The sequence below is a fragment of the Candidatus Rickettsia tasmaniensis genome (genome assembly GCF_036857515.1).
Lineage (GTDB): Bacteria > Pseudomonadota > Alphaproteobacteria > Rickettsiales > Rickettsiaceae > Rickettsia > Rickettsia rickettsii.
In genome coordinates, this window is the sequence record NZ_JAQCNX010000020.1 from 30,916 (window position 1) to 47,541 (window position 16,626).

The following is a 16,626-nucleotide window of genomic DNA, read 5'->3' on the forward strand; positions in this document are numbered from 1 at the left end:
TGCGGGTGCTCACCTCTCAAAATAAAATTCAATTCTTGAAATCATTTGAGGATACATAAAAGATAACAATGTATATAACAATTCTTCTATTTCTGCAAGAGTAAAATATCGTATTTTATCAAAAAATATACAGAACCTAACGTTTAGATTTTATAGCTTATTCCTTATATTATAATTACTAGATATCTCTATTAATCCAAATTAGTCACTACTAGTTGAAGCCTTGAAAATTATTATACTTTTTAAGGACTTTATTAAAAAAGAAAAACCTATTGGTTACATTTATATTAATAAAAATCCTACTTTATTAATAATTATTAGAGGTTTTATATGACTAAACCATATGTCATTAAATTAACTACTCCTTTTGAGCGTATTAAACTTTATAATCCTATACTTGATATTGCTCTTAGAAGTGCTATTATTATGCAGGCAATAATAGATGCAACTAATACTTCTACCAAGAAAGAGGCAACAAAAGCAGAATATAACGCTAAAAAATGGCTTTTTGAAAATAATGAAAATTTTAATGCTACCTGCCTAGAAATCGGCATTGAGCCTAATTATGTAAGAAAGACTGCTAAAAAACTAATTAAATCGCAACAAAATAAGGATAAGCGTCCTAAACTCTGCGGCTAAAGTTTAAATAAATTAATTTGTAATAAAACTTGAAATTACTCTAAATATAAATTAATTGTATAGGTGTTACTTAGTAACGCCTATATATTAATTATTTCAGATTATAAAGGTTATTTATGATTATTTCAGTTTCAGGTCAACATATTTCTATCGGTAATAATTTACAAGAATATTCAAAAGAGAGGGCTACGCAAGTCGTTAAAAAATATTTTACCGATATAATAAATATAGGTATACATTTTTCAAAAGAGGGAATTAACTTTAAATGTGATATTATAGTAAAATATGGCTTAGGTAAACATAATATAGTCAAAAGTAATGATAGTTGTAGCGATATATATGTAGCTTTTGATAAAGCTATGTCAAAACTAGAAAAACAGCTTAGAAAATATAAATCAAAATTCAAAAATCATCATGCGGGTAAAGTAAAAATATCAGAAATTGCTTACGAAGGTACCAAATATATTATTAATCCGCAATCTGATAGTGAAACCTCTAACGCCAAAGATAATGATAATCCAGCAATTATCGCTGAAAAGCCTGTAGAAATATTAAAATTATCAGTAAAAGAAGCGGTAATGAAAATGGATTTAGAAGATTTACCCGCAGTAGTATTTAAAAATATAAATAATGATCGTATCAATATAGTTTATTATCGTAAAGACGGTAATATTTCTTGGGTAGATTATAATTAATGCTCATTATCCCTTACAAAGGAGTTACGCCAAGAATCGATAAAAGTGCATATATTGCCGAAAGCAGCTCTTTAATAGGAGATGTTGGAATAGGTAGTAATTCAAGCATTTGGTTTAATACGGTTCTTAGAGGCGACGTTGAATCGATAAAAATAGGAAATAATACTAACTAACGTACAAGACGGTAGTGTAATTCATACTTCAAGATTTAACGGACCGGTAGAAATAGGCGATAATATAACTATCGGTCATCTCTCTCTTATTCATGCCTGTACAATACATAATAATGCTTTTATCGGTATGAGTGCTACGATAATGGATTATGCAGTAATAGAAGAATATGCTTTTATTGCTGCAGGAAGTCTTATCCCGCCAAAGAAGATAATTAAATCTCAAGAATTGTGGATGGGATCTCCTGCAAAATTTGTTAGATATTTAACCGATCAAGATTTAGAATATATGCAAGATAATGTAAGAAATTATGTAGAACTTGCAAATGTTTATAAGATACTCGTTTAATTTGAAAAATTGGCGTCGTCTATCTACTTTTCACTTATCAAGAGTATATAAGGAATCCTTAAATGCCTTAACCGTATTTTTAAGTAAAAATGCAATAGTCATCGGTCCGATGCCGCCTGGGACGGGAGTAATATATTTTACTTTAGACTGAACATTTTCAAAATCAACATCACCGATAATTTTATTGCCGCTAATTCTATTAATGCCTACATCAATTACTATAGATTCAGGATTAAAATATTCTGCAGTTAATTTTAAAGGTGAGCCTATTGCAGCAACGACAATATCGGCTTTAGAAGTAATAGAGCTTAAGTTATGTGTCTTAGAATGACAAATAGTAACGCTGCAATTTTCTTTTAACAGTAAAGCACTTAAAGGTTTTCCTACTATATTTGAGCGTCCAATAATTACAACGTTTTTACCGGTTAAATTAGGTTTGTATTTTTTTATAGCTGCAAGACAACCAAGAGCAGTGCAGGGAATAAAGCCTTGACTAATCCCGCTATGTAAGTAACCGACATTTAAAGGGTGGAAACCATCGATATCTTTAGAAGGTGATACTGCCGATAAAATTTTATTTTTATCTATGGAGCTTGGCAAAGGAAGCTGAACTATAATTCCTGAAATCTCGTTATCAAGGTTTAACTCATTGATTTTTGATATTAAATCATTAGTATGAATAGTAGTAGATAGATTTACTAATAAAGTATAAATTCCTATTTTATGTGCATTTTTTATTTTGTTTCTTACATAAATAATGCTTGCCGGATTATCGCCTACTAGGACTATAGCAAGCTTCGGTGAAGCGTTGGTTTGGCTTGTAAGTTCTTGAATTTCTAGCTTTAAGTCTGCTAGTATCTCATTGGCTAATGCTTTACCGTCAATTATATTATTCACTCTTATTTTTGTCTCCGTTCAGTTTTAACGTCATTGCGAGGAAATTACGTAAGTAATTGACAAAGCAATCTCAGGAGTTTGTTATTGTTTCATGAGATTGTCACGCTCTCTACGGTTACTTGCAATGACGATCTCTTTATTTAGTAACGCTCTTACTTCTTTTCCCCGTATTTGGTAGTAGAATACTCAAAATGTAGAGCCTTGCCGTCAAATACTCTACTATAAACATGATGAAGACTGCTTGCTGCTTCAGCAAAACCCGTAAGAATCAGCTTAAGCTTACCGACATAATGAGCAATATCGCCAATGGCGTAAATACCTTCTATATTAGTTTGATAATAGGAAGAGTCTACTTCAATATGGTGAAGCTTAACATTTAAACCCCAATTTGCTAAGCTACCTAAATCTTGTTTTAAACCAAAAAAAGGTAGTAATATATTGGCATCCAATTTGCGAGTATTATTTTGTAAATCTTTAACTATAACCGATTGAAGTTCACTATTATTACCATCTAAAGCATTTAATTGATAACCGGTTACTAACTCGATTTTATCGGTTTCTGCAATATGCCTTAATTGCCTTACGCTTTCAGGAGCTGCTGTAAATTTATCCCGCCTATGTACTAAATATATTTTATTTGCAATATCTGAAAGAGAAATAGCCCAGTCAACAGCCGAATCCCCGCCGCCTGCTATAACTATATTTTTACCCGCAAATTTGCTTTTATCATTGATGAAATAAAAAACCGACTTGCTTTCAAAATCTTCAATATTCGCAAGGGGCGGTTTGTTTGGACCGAATGAACCTGCTCCTGCTGCAATAATAATAACTTTGCTTTTAATAAGAGTGTTCTTTGAGGTTTTAATTTCAAAAAAATCATCTTGTTTATTTAGCTCTATAGCTTGCTGATTTAAATGATATATAGGGTTAAAAGGAGCTGCTTGAAGTTCTAACTGTTTTATTAGCTCTTCTGCTGCAATTTTAGGATATGCCGGTATATCGTAAATAGGCTTTTCAGGATATAAGGTAATACACTGACCGCCGATGACTTCTTGTGCATCAATAACATGACATTTCATGCCAAGCATTCCTGCTTGAAAAACTGCAAATAATCCAACCGGACCGGCACCTATTATTACAACATCAGTATTATACATACTTTTTATATTTAAATTTTAAAAAGGATTTTATTGGATATTGAGGAAATAATCAATGGTTATGTGAGTATATTTATAGAAATCCAACACTTTCGCAGGGGGATTTTTAAAAACTGTCGGATATTATACTAGACGAGATGCATTTAAAGGTTGTGCTGCATTCCACTTTTCTTCTACGGGTTCTTAATATATCCGCTTTTATCTCGGCTTTGTTTTTTAGCATACCGAATAATGAGATTTTTTAGTATTTATAGGTAATATTTGTGCTACTTCCCTATCTCTTTTGGTAATTATAATAGATTCTTTATCTGTTTGTAATTTTTCTATTATTGCAAGGCAATGAGATTTAAATTGACTGATTGCTATTTTAATAGTTATTTTATAACCTGCAAAAAATAAAAGTATCATTATACTATAATAGTCAAATAAAGTGGTCAATTATATTTCTATTTATAGCTAATTTGGGTTATATTCATTATATCTTAATGTAAAAAATAAAATTTAAAGAAAAACCAAAACAAATTCTGTGGGGAAAATATCATCAATTCATATTTAAATATAACCATTTCTTAAACTAGCCTTGTAAAATCGTTAAACTTTGTAAAAGATTAATAATAGAAATTAATTATTTTTATTATAAATTATGAAAATTAAGATTCTACGAAATATTATCGGTTTTATTATATTATCTTAACTATAAGTACGGGCAATAGTTTTGCCTCCTCCGCTAATGCTTTTTTCCTTGTTAGTGCGACGGTTTTACCGTCTTGTATAGTTACGGCTACTCCTTTAGCTTTCGGTACGTATGTTCCAACTGTCGACGCTCTGCAAACAAATACAATTATAATAAAGTGTACTTTAGGTACTAATTATACTGTGTCATTAAATGCCGGTACTGCACCTGCTGCTACAACTAGTACCCGTAAAATGACTGGTCTTGTTAACACTACTAGTTATTTACCTTATAATCTTTACTCCAATGCAGGGAGAACACAGAATTGGGGAAATCACAGTCAAGTGACTGGGTAATTGGAACAGGACTAGATCAAACGCTCACAATATACGGCAAAATACCTCAAGGAGCAAATGTTCCTTCCGATACTTATAATGATACAATTACAGTAACCCGTGGCATATTGATATTATGAAAAAATATTTTTTAAGATTTCTACCTATCCTATCTATATTCTTGACTTTTAATTCTTTTGCCAGTGCCACTATCGTACCTGTCAATATAGAGATAAACAAAGGTAATAGAATAGCAACTATGACGATGCAAAATAATAATTATGCACCTAAAAAGGTTCAATTAATTCTTTTAAAGCGTACATATAAAAATGGTATAGAAGAATATAAAGAAACTAAAGATTTAGTGGCAACTCCGGTAACATTTACCTTACATGATGGTAAAATACAATTGATACGGGTAGCTTTAAAAAACACACAGAATTATTCTACTAAAGCAAAAGACTATAGAATTTTTATAAAAGAATTACCTTGTAGAGTGAAGTTAGAGAATAGTATTACCTCCACCGTAGATCTTGTTGTTCAGCATAGTATACCTATAACAATATCAGGTTAAAAACCTTTAACACTAAATAAATTAAAGCAATGTGCTTTTTAAATACAATAATATCAGTTTTTATAGGTATTATTTTTTTATACCGGTGAGTTTTGCAGATGGAGTTATCTCTGAATCTCTTGGCGATACTTTGCCTTGAATCGCAGCGGATACAAACGTACATGAGGATCAGGAGTTAGGGTTATTGCCCCAATTACTTCTAGCAGTAGAATTTGAGAATAGCGCTAATGAAATTGCGGGTGAGAGTGAATTGATTGTTTCGTTAAAAGTTAATTATACCGAAACCGATATATTGCCGACTATAGTGCAAAACGCTCAAGGTCATTATTTAATTCCTCTTGAAGATATAGAACATTTTGATGTTCAAGAAGCTTATCTTAAGCAGGGTTTAGTGAATTATCATGATACTGCATATATTAATTTAGATTTGCTTGAGGGTACTAAATATGATTTAAACTTTGAGAATTTAGATTTAAATATTACTTTTCCAGCAGAAAAAATGCAACCTCAATCATTTGATGCTTCGGGTGGTCCTATGAAGAACGTCGATACTAAACTTATTAGTGGGGTATATTTAAACTATGATGTGACTCTTAGTCCAAATGATGATATTAATTATTTAGCCGGAGTAGAAGAACTCAATTATTTCACTGAAAACGGTGTATATAGTTATAGTTTCTTATTTCAAACTGAAGCCGTTAAATCAAATTTTTCTAAAATCACAAATACCACAAAAAACCAAAATAAATTTACACGTTTAGACACAAATTGGACATATGAGAATGTGGATAAGATGACTAATTGACGGGTAGGGGATAGCATAACTAAAGTGTCTTCTTGGTCTAATTCAACTAGATTTGCCGGTATTCAGTATGCTACTAATTTTGCAGTTAGACCGAATTTAGTTACCTATCCGTTACTGGATTTTAGAGGGAAATCAGAACTTCCAAGCAGTATAGAGATATTTTCAAATAGTATACCTATATATAATGCTAAAGCTCATATTGGGGATTTTGATATAACCAATATTCCAGTTATCACCGGTAGAGGTGATTTAATAGTTAAAACGCAAGATATAACCGGTAAAGTTCAGACAATTACTATTCCTTATTACGCATCATCGAGTTTATTACGTCCCGAGCTTTCACATTTCTCTTACGAAGCAGGTTTTCAAAGACAAGATTTTACTATATATAGCAATGCTTATAAATATTTAGTTCTAAATACTGATTATATGCTTGGTATGAATGATTATTTAACAAGCGGCGGACATTTTGAATTTTTAAAAAATAATGGAGTAGTAGGGGTAACTAATAATTTAAAAATCGAAAATTTTAGCATTATAGGCATTTCAGCTGCAAATAATATCAAAAATTTCGGTCGCTCTCAAAGAATTAATTGCGGCTATACTTATGAATCGGAATATTTTGATATTAATAGTAATTTAGATTGGAATAATAGTAATTATCAGGACGTATATAACTATCCCGATAAAATTTTCTCAAGTTTAAATTATCAGATTTCAGCTAGCTGCGGTAATACCGATTGGTTTCTTAAGTTTTACTATAGGTACCGATTTAAACAGTAAACGTAAAAATAATTTTGCCTATATACCCATTTAACTTAAATTTAGATTCCAATAAAAGCATTTCATTAACCGATTTATATCAAAATAAATATCATACGAAGCAACTTGGTGTTTCCTCGCCGATTACTTCAAATATGGGATGGGGATATAATGCTAACCTGATCAAGACTAAAGCTACAAATTACAATGTACAAGTTAACCGTAACGGTAAAAATAATGATATTGGAGTTTATCTGCAGAACAATGATACCGAAATAATGAAACAGTTTAATATCACAGGAGGAATTTTCTCTATTGATAAAAGCTATTATGCGACAAGACCGATTAACGGAGGTCTTGCTTTGATTAAAGTAAATAGTTTAAAGAATGTCGGGGTTTATAATAATAATCTATTAGCGGGTGATACCGATGATAAAGGTAAAATGCTTGTACCTAACTTAACACCGTATGTTCCTTCCGAAATAAGACTAGACGATGAAAATCTACCTCTTAATACAGAGTTTGAAGAAATTGCTTTGAAAGTTGCTCCAAAAACAAAATCAGCGGTATTATTAGACTTTAATATTAAAATAATTAAAAGCATTGAAATGACAGTATTTGATAGTAATAAACATTTTATTCCATTTGATAGTACGTGAGTATTGAAGGTTTAGATGAAGAAATATTTGTAGGCTATGACGGTAAGATATATATTAATGATATTAAAGTTAAACGGTTCTATTTGTGACGAGAATGAGGAGAATAATAAATGTTGTCATTTTAGCGTACCGGTTAATGGAGATTTGAATGACCCTGTAATTGATTTAGGCGAAGCAATATGCAAATGAAGACTTTATTGTTACTTCTGTGTGGACTAAAAAACGCTCCGTTGTCATACCATGGCTTGACCACAGTATGACAAATACTTTTTAAGCAATGTCAAGAAATCAATAATAATATTATTAATCAACATGATTATATCAGGAAATGCTATGGCGTTACTTGCAACATGTAATCCGTCAGTTCCAACCGTAAATTTCGGTAGTTTTAATGTCGGTGCCGTTAGCACAACTTCCGTTACTGCTTCAGTTACTTGTAGTGCTTTATTATCACTACTTGTTAGCTATACCGTAACTTTTAGTACGGGAGCTGCTAATATTTATAACCCAAGAAATATGATTAATGGGGTACGTAGGCTGAATTATAATTTGCATAAAGATACCGGTTTTACTTAAATCCTCAGTAACGGTACTAGTAGTACTGTAACATTTACCGATAGCTATATACACTGGGTCTTGAACCGGTCACAAAAAACTATACCGTATATGCACGCCTGTCGTCACAACCTCTTGCCGGCACGTTTCAAGACACTATTACCGTAACCCAGCCATAGCTATATAATAAAAAATCTTTAAAATCAAAATTCTTCAGCCTAGGTTCTAACTTTGTTGCTTGCATGGATTGACTCCTAGGATGCTAGACATTGCTGTCCGGTATTATGAAGCTGTATTTTTATTATAATATCAAAAACAATTTAAGTTTTATATTACTATAACTACATTTAGTATTTTGTAGTTACTTAATATTTTTAACTTAAATAAAGGTCGAATTTATGAAAAATGAAGAACAACACAATCAACCAACTCCAAAACATGGTCGAATAATATTCCCACTTTACACAATGGGAAAAGTTTGTGTAGATAAGAAGCCAATAGATGAAGAGTGGAAACTTAACGAATTTGAAACAGGGAAAGGGAGTGATGAGCGTTTTGGAAATGATGTCGCAGGGGAACCGCTACCACTAGATGGGCATATTCTTAATGGTGGGCGTACAAATGATACAGATTGGGTAAATGCTACTAATGAAGCAATAAGAGTGGAATTAAAAGATCCAACGTTTAACTGGATAAACTGTGCTATATCATTAGAGGGTGAGAAAAAACTTACAATAGAATGGGATTATACTGCGTCACATAAAACTCGCGGTTATATAGTGCAAATGACAAAGGCAGAGTTTACCTTTGAAAATAGACTGAAACACGATAATTTAGAAGAAATTTATAGTGAACTTTCTAATAAATTTCCTTACTGGGATCATACATTAGCTCCTTCTAAAATGATGGAAGTAACTTTTCCAGATAGAGAGCCAGGATATTATGTTGTAGAAGTTGATTGGATAGTAGCCGACACACCACGTTTATTGAATCGTTTATTGTTGAATATATAAGGATGAGGTTACACCGATAGGTCTTAATACGAATGATGGAGAATGTCTTTAACGTTATTCCCGCATAGATAAGGTCTTGTTGCATGGATCGGTTTTCTTTCTGTTACGCTGTGACTTGATCGTGAGATGACAGAGATGGAATCGATCCTTAAACTTATGTCTACGCGAAAATGCAACCGGGAACCACGCAACGTTGCCTTACTTCTGCAAGATAAGACTGCTTGTACCTTAAGAAAGCATAATATTTGTAAAAACAATTCTATATAGTAATCAAGAGTGATTTGTGTCAAGTCGAAAATCTAAAAAAAAATAAATATTTATATTGAATAAATTATTATTCTCGTGTCTACTTAGTGAAGATTCTATACCCTGAATATGGTGTCATTTTTTCAAAATAAGCATTATAAATAACGCCTACAACCCCATTAGTACCTATAATGAACACGCTTAAAAAAAATAAATTTCAAATAACTATAAACAACAACCATAACAATTTACTTACTCCTTTCGGTAAAGCTATTCTGCGAGATCGATATCTTATGAAAGGTGAGGATTTTCAAGATTTATTTGCAAGAGTTTCTAGTTATTATGCCGAAAATAAACAGCATGCTCAGAAGTTATATGAATATATGAGTAAAATGTGGTTTATGCCAGCAACACCAATCTTAAGTAACGGCGGAACGGATAGGGGACTTCCTATTTCATGCTTCTTGAATGAGACCGATGATAGCTTAGACGATATAGTAAATTTATGGATAGAAAATGTTTGGCTTGCTGCACGCGGTGGCGGGATTGGCAGTTATTGGGGTAATGTTCGTGCTATTAATGAAGGGATTCGTGATAAAGGTCATTCATCCGGTATTATACCGTTTATTAAAGTAATGGATTCTATGACTCTTGCTATTTCGCAAGGTTCTATTAGACGAGGTTCATCGGCTGTATATTTGCCTATTAATCACCCTGAAATTGAAGAATTTATCGATATAAGACGTCCGACAGGTGGGGATGTTAACCGTAAAGCTCTTAATATTCATCACGGTATAGCTATAACCGATGAATTTATGAAAGCAGTTGAAAACAATACGGATTTTGACCTTGTTAGTCCTGCTACCAAAAAAGTCGTAAATAAAGTTAGAGCAAGAGATTTATGGGTTAAGTTATTAACTACTAGAATAGAAACAGGTGAGCCTTACTTGTTATTTATCGATAGTGTTAATAAATCTCTCCCTGAGCATCATAAAAAATTAGGGCTTCAAGTTAAAATGTCTAATCTTTGTAGCGAAATTACATTGCCGACGGGAATTGACCATCTAGGAAAGTCAAGAACTGCTGTTTGCTGCCTTTCCTCTTTAAATTTAGAGTATTACGAAGAGTGGAAAGATGATAAAGAATTTATCCATTCTATTATGTTGTTCCTTGATAATGTTTTAGAAGACTTTATTAATAAAGCACCGGATACTATGGCAAGAGCTAAATATTCGGCTTTACGTGAGCGAAGCGTTGGACTTGGCGTAATGGGCTTCCACTCATTTTTGCAAATGAAAAAAGTACCGATAGAATCGGTTATGGCAAAAGTTTGGAATAAAAAAATATTTGAATATATATCTGCTGAAACTGATAAAGCCTCAATAGAAATCGGTAAAGAAAAGGGAGCATGTCCTGATGCTCTAGATGCAGGAAGTAATGAACGATTTAGCAATAAAACCGCAATAGCACCTACCGCCTCAATTTCGGTAATAGCAGGTAATGCCTCACCCGGAATAGAGCCGTTTGCCGCTAATAGCTTTGTACAAAAGACTTTAACCGGTTCTTTTAACGTGCGTAACAAACATTTAGAAAAGTTATTAGAGGAGAAAGGATTTAATAATGATCAAGTTTGGTCTTCGATTGCAACACATGAAGGATCAGTACAACATTTAACATTTTTATCCGAAGAAGAAAAACAGGTTTTCAAAACCGCTTACGAAATTGATCAGAATTGGCTAATTGAACTGGCAAGCGATCGTACTCCTTACATTACGCAAGCACAATCTTTAAATATCTTTTTACCGGGGAATGTTAGTAAGAAATATTTAAATAATATTCATTTTAAAGCCTGGACAAAAGGAGTAAAAAGTTTATATTACTGTAGATCGACATCAATACAGCGAGCCGATAAGGTCTCGCATGACGTATTAAAGGCCGATTTTAAAGATTTAGAGGAACAAAACGATAAGTTAGCAGAAGCCGGTAACTACGAAGAATGCTTAGCTTGTCAGTAAGTATAATATAACTATGCAAAGATATTTAGACCCAACAAATGATGTAGCATTTAAAAAATTGTTTACAGATAAAACAAGGTGACTAAGCTTTCAAAAGAAGAAATAGAAAAATTAAAAGAAGAAAAATTATGTCACTACTTGATGCAAGTCCAATTTATAAACCGTTTTCATATCCATGGGCATATGAAGCTTGGCACACTCAACAAAAAATTCATTGGCTACCGGAAGAAGTACCGCTTGCCGACGATGTTAAAGATTGGAAATATAACTTAACTCCAGGGGAAAAACATCTATTAACGCAAATATTTCGTTTTTTTACACAGGCAGATATTGAAGTGAATAATTGCTATATGAAGCATTATTCACGAGTATTTAAACCGACTGAAATATTAATGATGTTATCGGCATTTTCTAATATGGAAACGGTACATATCGCGGCATATTCACATTTACTTGATACGGTAGGTATGCCGGAAGTAGAATATTCAGCATTTCTTAAATATAAGGAAATGAAAGACAAGTATGATTATATGCAGCAATTCGGAGTGGATGCCAAAGAAGATATAGCAACTACACTCGCAGTATTTGGAGCTTTTACTGAAGGATTACAGCTATTTGCTTCTTTTGCGATCATGCTTAATTTCCCTCGTTTTAATAAAATGAAAGGTATGGGACAGATTATTGCTTGGTCAGTGCGTGATGAAACACTTCATACTAACTCAATTATTACTCTGTTTAAGACTTTTGTAAGAGAAAACCCTGAAGTTTGGACAGAAACTTTACGTAAACGTATTTATGAAGCTTGTACGACTATTGTGCATTTTGAAGATGCCTTTATTGAACTTGCTTTTGAAGTTGGCGGTATTGAGGGATTAACGGCATATGAAGTAAGACAATATATTCGTTATATTGCCGACCGTCGTTTAATGCAGCTAGGACTCAAAGATGTATATTTGGTAAATCATAACCCCCTTCCTTGGCTTGATGAAATGCTAAACGGAGTCGAACATACGAACTTTTTTGAAAATAGAGCAACTGAATATTCAAAAGCAGCGACTACCGGTTCTTGGGAAGAAGTATTCACTGAGATGGATGCCAAAAGCGGAGGCTAAATAATATACTCAGATAGCACTTGAAAAATTGGCAGCCATGTCTTTGTAAGTCCTTGGATGTTGCACATGTTGTGTCGAAGTATACATATTAACAACAATAACAAAAAATTAAAAATACCTGATCTTTATTTTTAAAAATTTTTTAAAATAGATTTAGAATATTTAAAAATTTCGAGTAATTTTATGGCTGTTATAAATAATAAAAACTATCAAAAAGTTGTAGAAAAAGTTTTATCTTCTTCTAAAGCTAATAAAGCACTAAAGAGTGCAATTAAGGACTTATCATCTTCAAAGAGTATAAGCTTAAGAACTATGTTACTCGGAGCAAGATTTGTTTTAACTAATCCTGTAAATACTTATAATCTTGTTAAGCTTGCTAACTCTTCTAAGATATATCTTGATCCGGAATTTCAAAAATCACTTCTTGAAAAATCTCCAATATGGGAATTTTTAAAAAAACATTCGGATGATTTGCCTAAAATAGGTCAAATCTTAGCAAATGCAGGCTTTAGAGAATTTCAAGATAAGAGTGCTTTAGATGAAAAGGGACTCGAAATACTAAAAGAATGTTTTAAAAATGAACAAGTACTTAAAAAATTTCAAGAAATTGCAGTTGAAGTAAAGCAAGAGCTACCGGACTGGAATAAAGTGACTTCTAGAACTTTAGATATGCTGGTTACCGATAAAAACTTCCAAAAATTCTTTAACGAAAAGAGTGAAGATATTACGAAATACATACGTACAGGAGCAACTGAAATACTTCCAAGCGATTATATAAAAACTTTTGATGATATATTACAAAAATCCGAAAAGAAAAATTTATTAAAAATATTTAATGAACATCCTGATTTTAAGCAAGAACTGGCTAAAAATATAAACAATCCTAATACTCTAAAAAGATTTAATAAGTTATCCCCTGAAAAACAAATAATTATTGAAAATTTCTTAGAAGAAGCAAAAGAACAAACTACACCTTTCTTAAAAGAACATTTTGAAACCTACAAAATTGATCTTAAAATTTTAGATATTATTCCTACTTTATTAAATAAAATGCCTGAGACAAAAGAGATTTTTGATATTCTTAATGCTCCAAATCAAGGTGTAATGATATCTCTTGAGAAATCCTTAGAAATGGTAGCTGGTGATGATAAATTAAAAAGTTTTTTTGCTAATAATAAAACAATCTTACCAAATATTGCTTTAGGTATTATTGAAAATACTCCTAGCGTACAAAGCATAACAAAAGAATATAATTTTGATAAACAAATGCTTAGTATTGTAGGCGAAGTTATGTCAAAACCGGAAATTGCCCATGAGATTATTGCAGACTTAAATAAAGGCGATTATATGAGTTTAACCGGTAATATAATCTCCGCCCTTAATGATCCTTCATTTAAATTAAAAGATATATTAGTAGAGCAAAGTAAAGAAGGTCTATTTGATAATTTAATTACAGGAGTTTTAGAACAAGATGCAAAAAATAGCCAAACTATAAAACAACAACTTATAAATTATGGTCTGGAAGCGAGTGATGTTACAAAACTAACGAGCATAATACCTATATTACTTGATAAATCTGAATCATTAAAAAAGGTTTTTCGAGATTTTATTAAAGGTGATTATACGGGAATGGCAAAAGAGTTAATAGCTTTAACTAAAGACAATCCTGAAATTAAAAAATATTTAAACAATAATAGAGAAATATTTGCAAGTATTTTAGATAAAACTTTAGTAGAAATACCAGGTATAAATAACCTTGATAAGAAAGAATTATATAATGTACTTCCATCAATGTTAAACCATCCTAATGAATTAGTTAAAGTTATAGAAGAGGTTGAAAAAAGTAATTATCGTGGGGCTGCTAGTGCTATATATAATCTAGCTCAAAAAACAAATTATTTGGAAGGGCAATTGCCGAATATTATAAAAGCAGGTTTTAGCTATGCTACTGAAAAAGTAAAAGACGTATTTAGTCCATCACAAGATTTTAAAGATAAAACTATAGATGAAATTACTCTTAGAAATAATTTACATAAAATACAAAATGGAAAATTCAGCTTAGAGGGAGCTATATTAGTAGGTAATTTATCTAATATCGACTTCTCAGGCGTATCATTAAAAAATGCAGATTTAACTAAAGTAACTTCTTTAAAAGATTGTAATTTTAAAAATATTAATTTAGCAGAGGCTAAATTACCTGATAATTTAATGCTACTTACTGATACTTACAATCTTGATAAGGCTATCCCTCCTTTAGTACCTAAACTAATTAAAGAACAACAAGCAAAATTAATTGATAAGGCAATTGATAAAGTATTTTTACAAATACAAGCTGAAGGAAAAAGAAATGTACTTAGTAAAAAAAAATTTGCTCAACAAGTAAAAAGATTATATGAAAAAAATCAAACGATTAAAGACTATATTATAGAAAAACTAAATTCACTACCTATGAATATGGTTACTAACCTAGCTACTCCTAAAACAAATCAATATAAACATATTACAAATCATGTAAATTCTCCATTACAAATATTGAACCCTTTATATGAAAATATTGCAAATAAACAAAATATTAAGAGTAATTTATTGGCAAATATTTTAAGCGAGAAAATATCACAAAAACTTTTTGATAAAGGTGATAATAGAGGTAAAGATTTTTACATGATGAATCAGATGCTAAAACCTATCGTTTCTGAATATTCTAAAGAAAATCCTGATAATATAAATAATTTTTTAGAGCCACAAAATCTAGAAAAGTTAGCAAGTAATATTGCCTCTACTTTAAATTCTAAATCTAAATATACTGGGGTAGGCACTATTACCGGTGGAATTTATTTACCAAAAGAAATCTTCAATGAACAGTTAAAAGATAACTTTAAAAATGAGTTTGAAAATATTAATAAATTAAATATTTTACAAGAAGCAAAAAATATAGTTTCAAATTTAGATAGTAAAGTGCATATAGTAGATAATCACGATAAGTCACATACTTACGCATCATTACCTACAAAAAGTAAACAAATACACAGATAACTCCATAAATCTTAGATCAAATTGATTTAATTACCATATTATGTAATATAAATTAAAATATTTAAGTAGTGCTTAATTTATTTCTTTGAATCAATTTTAAGATAATTTAATGTTTATGTAATTAAATATATTGCATTATTTTTATGGCAGTTACAAATTCCATTAAAGATATTAAATTAAAGAATTTTAATAAAACTGTTAAAAGGACATTATCTTCTCCTGATGCAGCAAGGCATTGATAAGCTTTATTTATGACCTTGCATCTCCAAAGAAAAAAATATTACCAGTTAGTATAGAAGCATTATTAAAAGGTGCGAAGTTTGCCTTCAGTAATCCCGTAAATAGTTATAATTTTGTTAAACTTGCAAGCTCCTCTGATATATATCTTGATTCAAAGTTTCAAAAATCTGTTCTTGAAAAATCCGAAATATAGGATTTTCTAAAAAAGCATGCTGATGATTTACCAAAAATAGGACAAATCTTAGCAAAAGCAGGTTTTAGAGAATTTCAAGAAGGTAGTTTTCTAGATCACAAGGGTCTTACAACATTAAAAGAATGTTTTAAAAATGATGCTGTACTTAAAAGCCTTCAAGAAATTGCACTTGAGATAAAGCAAGAAGTACCGGACTATAATAAAGTAACTTCCTAAAACATTAGGAATGTTATCCACGGATAAAAATTGCTTAAAATTTTTTAATGAAAAAGGTAACGATATTGGGAATTACATAACTGCAATACTTCCAAGCGACTATATAAAAGCTTTTGATGATATATTACAAAAACCTCAAAGTAATGACACATATGCAAAAGTTATAAAAATATTTAATGAACATCCTGAGTTTAAACAAGAGCTGGCTGAAAATATAAACAATCCTAATGCTCTAAAAAGGTTTAATAAATTATCTCCTGAAAAATAAATAATTATAGAAGGTTTCTT

15 protein-coding genes and 4 pseudogenes are annotated in these 16,626 nt (G+C 31.1%); 16 read left to right on the forward strand and 3 right to left on the reverse strand.

The features are described 5' to 3' along the window. The first annotated feature begins 330 nt into the window (after nucleotides 1-330). The 3 genes and pseudogenes from O6R16_RS05035 (at nucleotide 331) to O6R16_RS05045 (ending at nucleotide 1,853) form a co-directional block, all read left to right on the forward strand. Nucleotides 331-639, forward strand: coding sequence for a hypothetical protein (locus tag O6R16_RS05035; RefSeq protein ID WP_499680272.1), 309 nt, complete (start codon nucleotides 331-333; stop codon nucleotides 637-639). 116 nt (nucleotides 640-755) lie between these two features. After that, nucleotides 756-1,334 carry a ribosome hibernation-promoting factor, HPF/YfiA family gene (hpf, locus tag O6R16_RS05040; RefSeq protein ID WP_499680273.1) on the forward strand — a complete coding sequence of 193 codons (579 nt, stop codon included), beginning with the start codon at nucleotides 756-758 and terminating at the stop codon, nucleotides 1,332-1,334. Continuing rightward, nucleotides 1,334-1,853, forward strand: a pseudogene (locus O6R16_RS05045) (gamma carbonic anhydrase family protein). The gene hpf and the pseudogene O6R16_RS05045 overlap by 1 nt, the downstream one beginning before the upstream one ends. Nucleotides 1,854-1,883: 30 nt before the next feature. Here the strand turns inward: O6R16_RS05045 and folD are convergent. From folD to O6R16_RS05060, 3 genes and pseudogenes are all read right to left on the reverse strand, one after another. Further along, complete coding sequence (gene folD, locus O6R16_RS05050) at nucleotides 1,884-2,750, reverse strand: bifunctional methylenetetrahydrofolate dehydrogenase/methenyltetrahydrofolate cyclohydrolase FolD (RefSeq protein ID WP_499680274.1); 867 nt, start codon at nucleotides 2,748-2,750, stop codon at nucleotides 1,884-1,886. Nucleotides 2,751-2,902: 152 nt separating this feature from the next. Then, a complete protein-coding gene (locus tag O6R16_RS05055) occupies nucleotides 2,903-3,907 on the reverse strand; it encodes an NAD(P)/FAD-dependent oxidoreductase (protein ID WP_499680275.1) in 1,005 nt (334 codons plus the stop codon). A gap of 123 nt (nucleotides 3,908-4,030) precedes the next feature. Continuing rightward, a pseudogene (locus O6R16_RS05060) lies at nucleotides 4,031-4,285 on the reverse strand (type II toxin-antitoxin system Phd/YefM family antitoxin). A gap of 393 nt (nucleotides 4,286-4,678) precedes the next feature. On the opposite strand from O6R16_RS05060, the pseudogene O6R16_RS05065 reads away from it, so the two are divergent. The 13 genes and pseudogenes from O6R16_RS05065 to O6R16_RS05125 all read left to right on the forward strand — a co-directional run bounded on the left by O6R16_RS05065 (nucleotide 4,679) and on the right by O6R16_RS05125 (nucleotide 16,606). Next, nucleotides 4,679-5,055: pseudogene (locus tag O6R16_RS05065) on the forward strand (Csu type fimbrial protein). A 119-nt stretch (nucleotides 5,056-5,174) separates the two neighbouring features. After that, nucleotides 5,175-5,489, forward strand: coding sequence for a fimbria/pilus periplasmic chaperone (locus tag O6R16_RS05070; protein ID WP_499680344.1), 315 nt, complete (start codon nucleotides 5,175-5,177; stop codon nucleotides 5,487-5,489). A gap of 184 nt (nucleotides 5,490-5,673) precedes the next feature. Then, nucleotides 5,674-6,294, forward strand: coding sequence for a hypothetical protein (locus tag O6R16_RS05075; RefSeq protein WP_499680276.1), 621 nt, complete (start codon nucleotides 5,674-5,676; stop codon nucleotides 6,292-6,294). Nucleotides 6,295-6,318: 24 nt separating this feature from the next. Further along, nucleotides 6,319-7,077 carry a fimbria/pilus outer membrane usher protein gene (locus O6R16_RS05080; protein ID WP_499680277.1) on the forward strand — a complete coding sequence of 253 codons (759 nt, stop codon included), beginning with the start codon at nucleotides 6,319-6,321 and terminating at the stop codon, nucleotides 7,075-7,077. 14 nt (nucleotides 7,078-7,091) lie between these two features. Continuing rightward, nucleotides 7,092-7,715, forward strand: a complete 624-nt coding sequence (locus O6R16_RS05085; protein ID WP_499680278.1) for a fimbria/pilus outer membrane usher protein — start codon at nucleotides 7,092-7,094, stop codon at nucleotides 7,713-7,715. A gap of 36 nt (nucleotides 7,716-7,751) precedes the next feature. Then, complete coding sequence (locus O6R16_RS05090; protein ID WP_499680279.1) at nucleotides 7,752-7,904, forward strand: hypothetical protein; 153 nt, start codon at nucleotides 7,752-7,754, stop codon at nucleotides 7,902-7,904. Nucleotides 7,905-8,027: 123 nt separating this feature from the next. Continuing rightward, nucleotides 8,028-8,521, forward strand: a pseudogene (locus O6R16_RS05095) (spore coat protein U domain-containing protein). A gap of 147 nt (nucleotides 8,522-8,668) precedes the next feature. Further along, on the forward strand, nucleotides 8,669-9,283 hold the full coding sequence (locus O6R16_RS05100; protein WP_499680280.1) for a lytic polysaccharide monooxygenase: 615 nt from the start codon (nucleotides 8,669-8,671) through the stop codon (nucleotides 9,281-9,283). 437 nt (nucleotides 9,284-9,720) lie between these two features. Next, nucleotides 9,721-11,544 (forward strand): ribonucleoside-diphosphate reductase subunit alpha, encoded by a 1,824-nt coding sequence (locus O6R16_RS05105; RefSeq protein ID WP_499680281.1) that lies wholly within the window; start codon nucleotides 9,721-9,723, stop codon nucleotides 11,542-11,544. 128 nt (nucleotides 11,545-11,672) lie between these two features. Continuing rightward, entirely contained in the window at nucleotides 11,673-12,656 is a 984-nt protein-coding gene (locus O6R16_RS05110) for a ribonucleotide-diphosphate reductase subunit beta (RefSeq protein WP_032074220.1), read from the forward strand. A gap of 183 nt (nucleotides 12,657-12,839) precedes the next feature. Next, on the forward strand, nucleotides 12,840-15,689 hold the full coding sequence (locus O6R16_RS05115) for a pentapeptide repeat-containing protein (protein ID WP_499680282.1): 2,850 nt from the start codon (nucleotides 12,840-12,842) through the stop codon (nucleotides 15,687-15,689). A 235-nt stretch (nucleotides 15,690-15,924) separates the two neighbouring features. Beyond that, nucleotides 15,925-16,122, forward strand: a complete 198-nt coding sequence (locus tag O6R16_RS05120; RefSeq protein ID WP_499680283.1) for a hypothetical protein — start codon at nucleotides 15,925-15,927, stop codon at nucleotides 16,120-16,122. 226 nt (nucleotides 16,123-16,348) lie between these two features. Further along, a complete protein-coding gene (locus O6R16_RS05125) occupies nucleotides 16,349-16,606 on the forward strand; it encodes a hypothetical protein (RefSeq protein ID WP_499680284.1) in 258 nt (85 codons plus the stop codon). Nucleotides 16,607-16,626 lie beyond the last annotated feature (20 nt).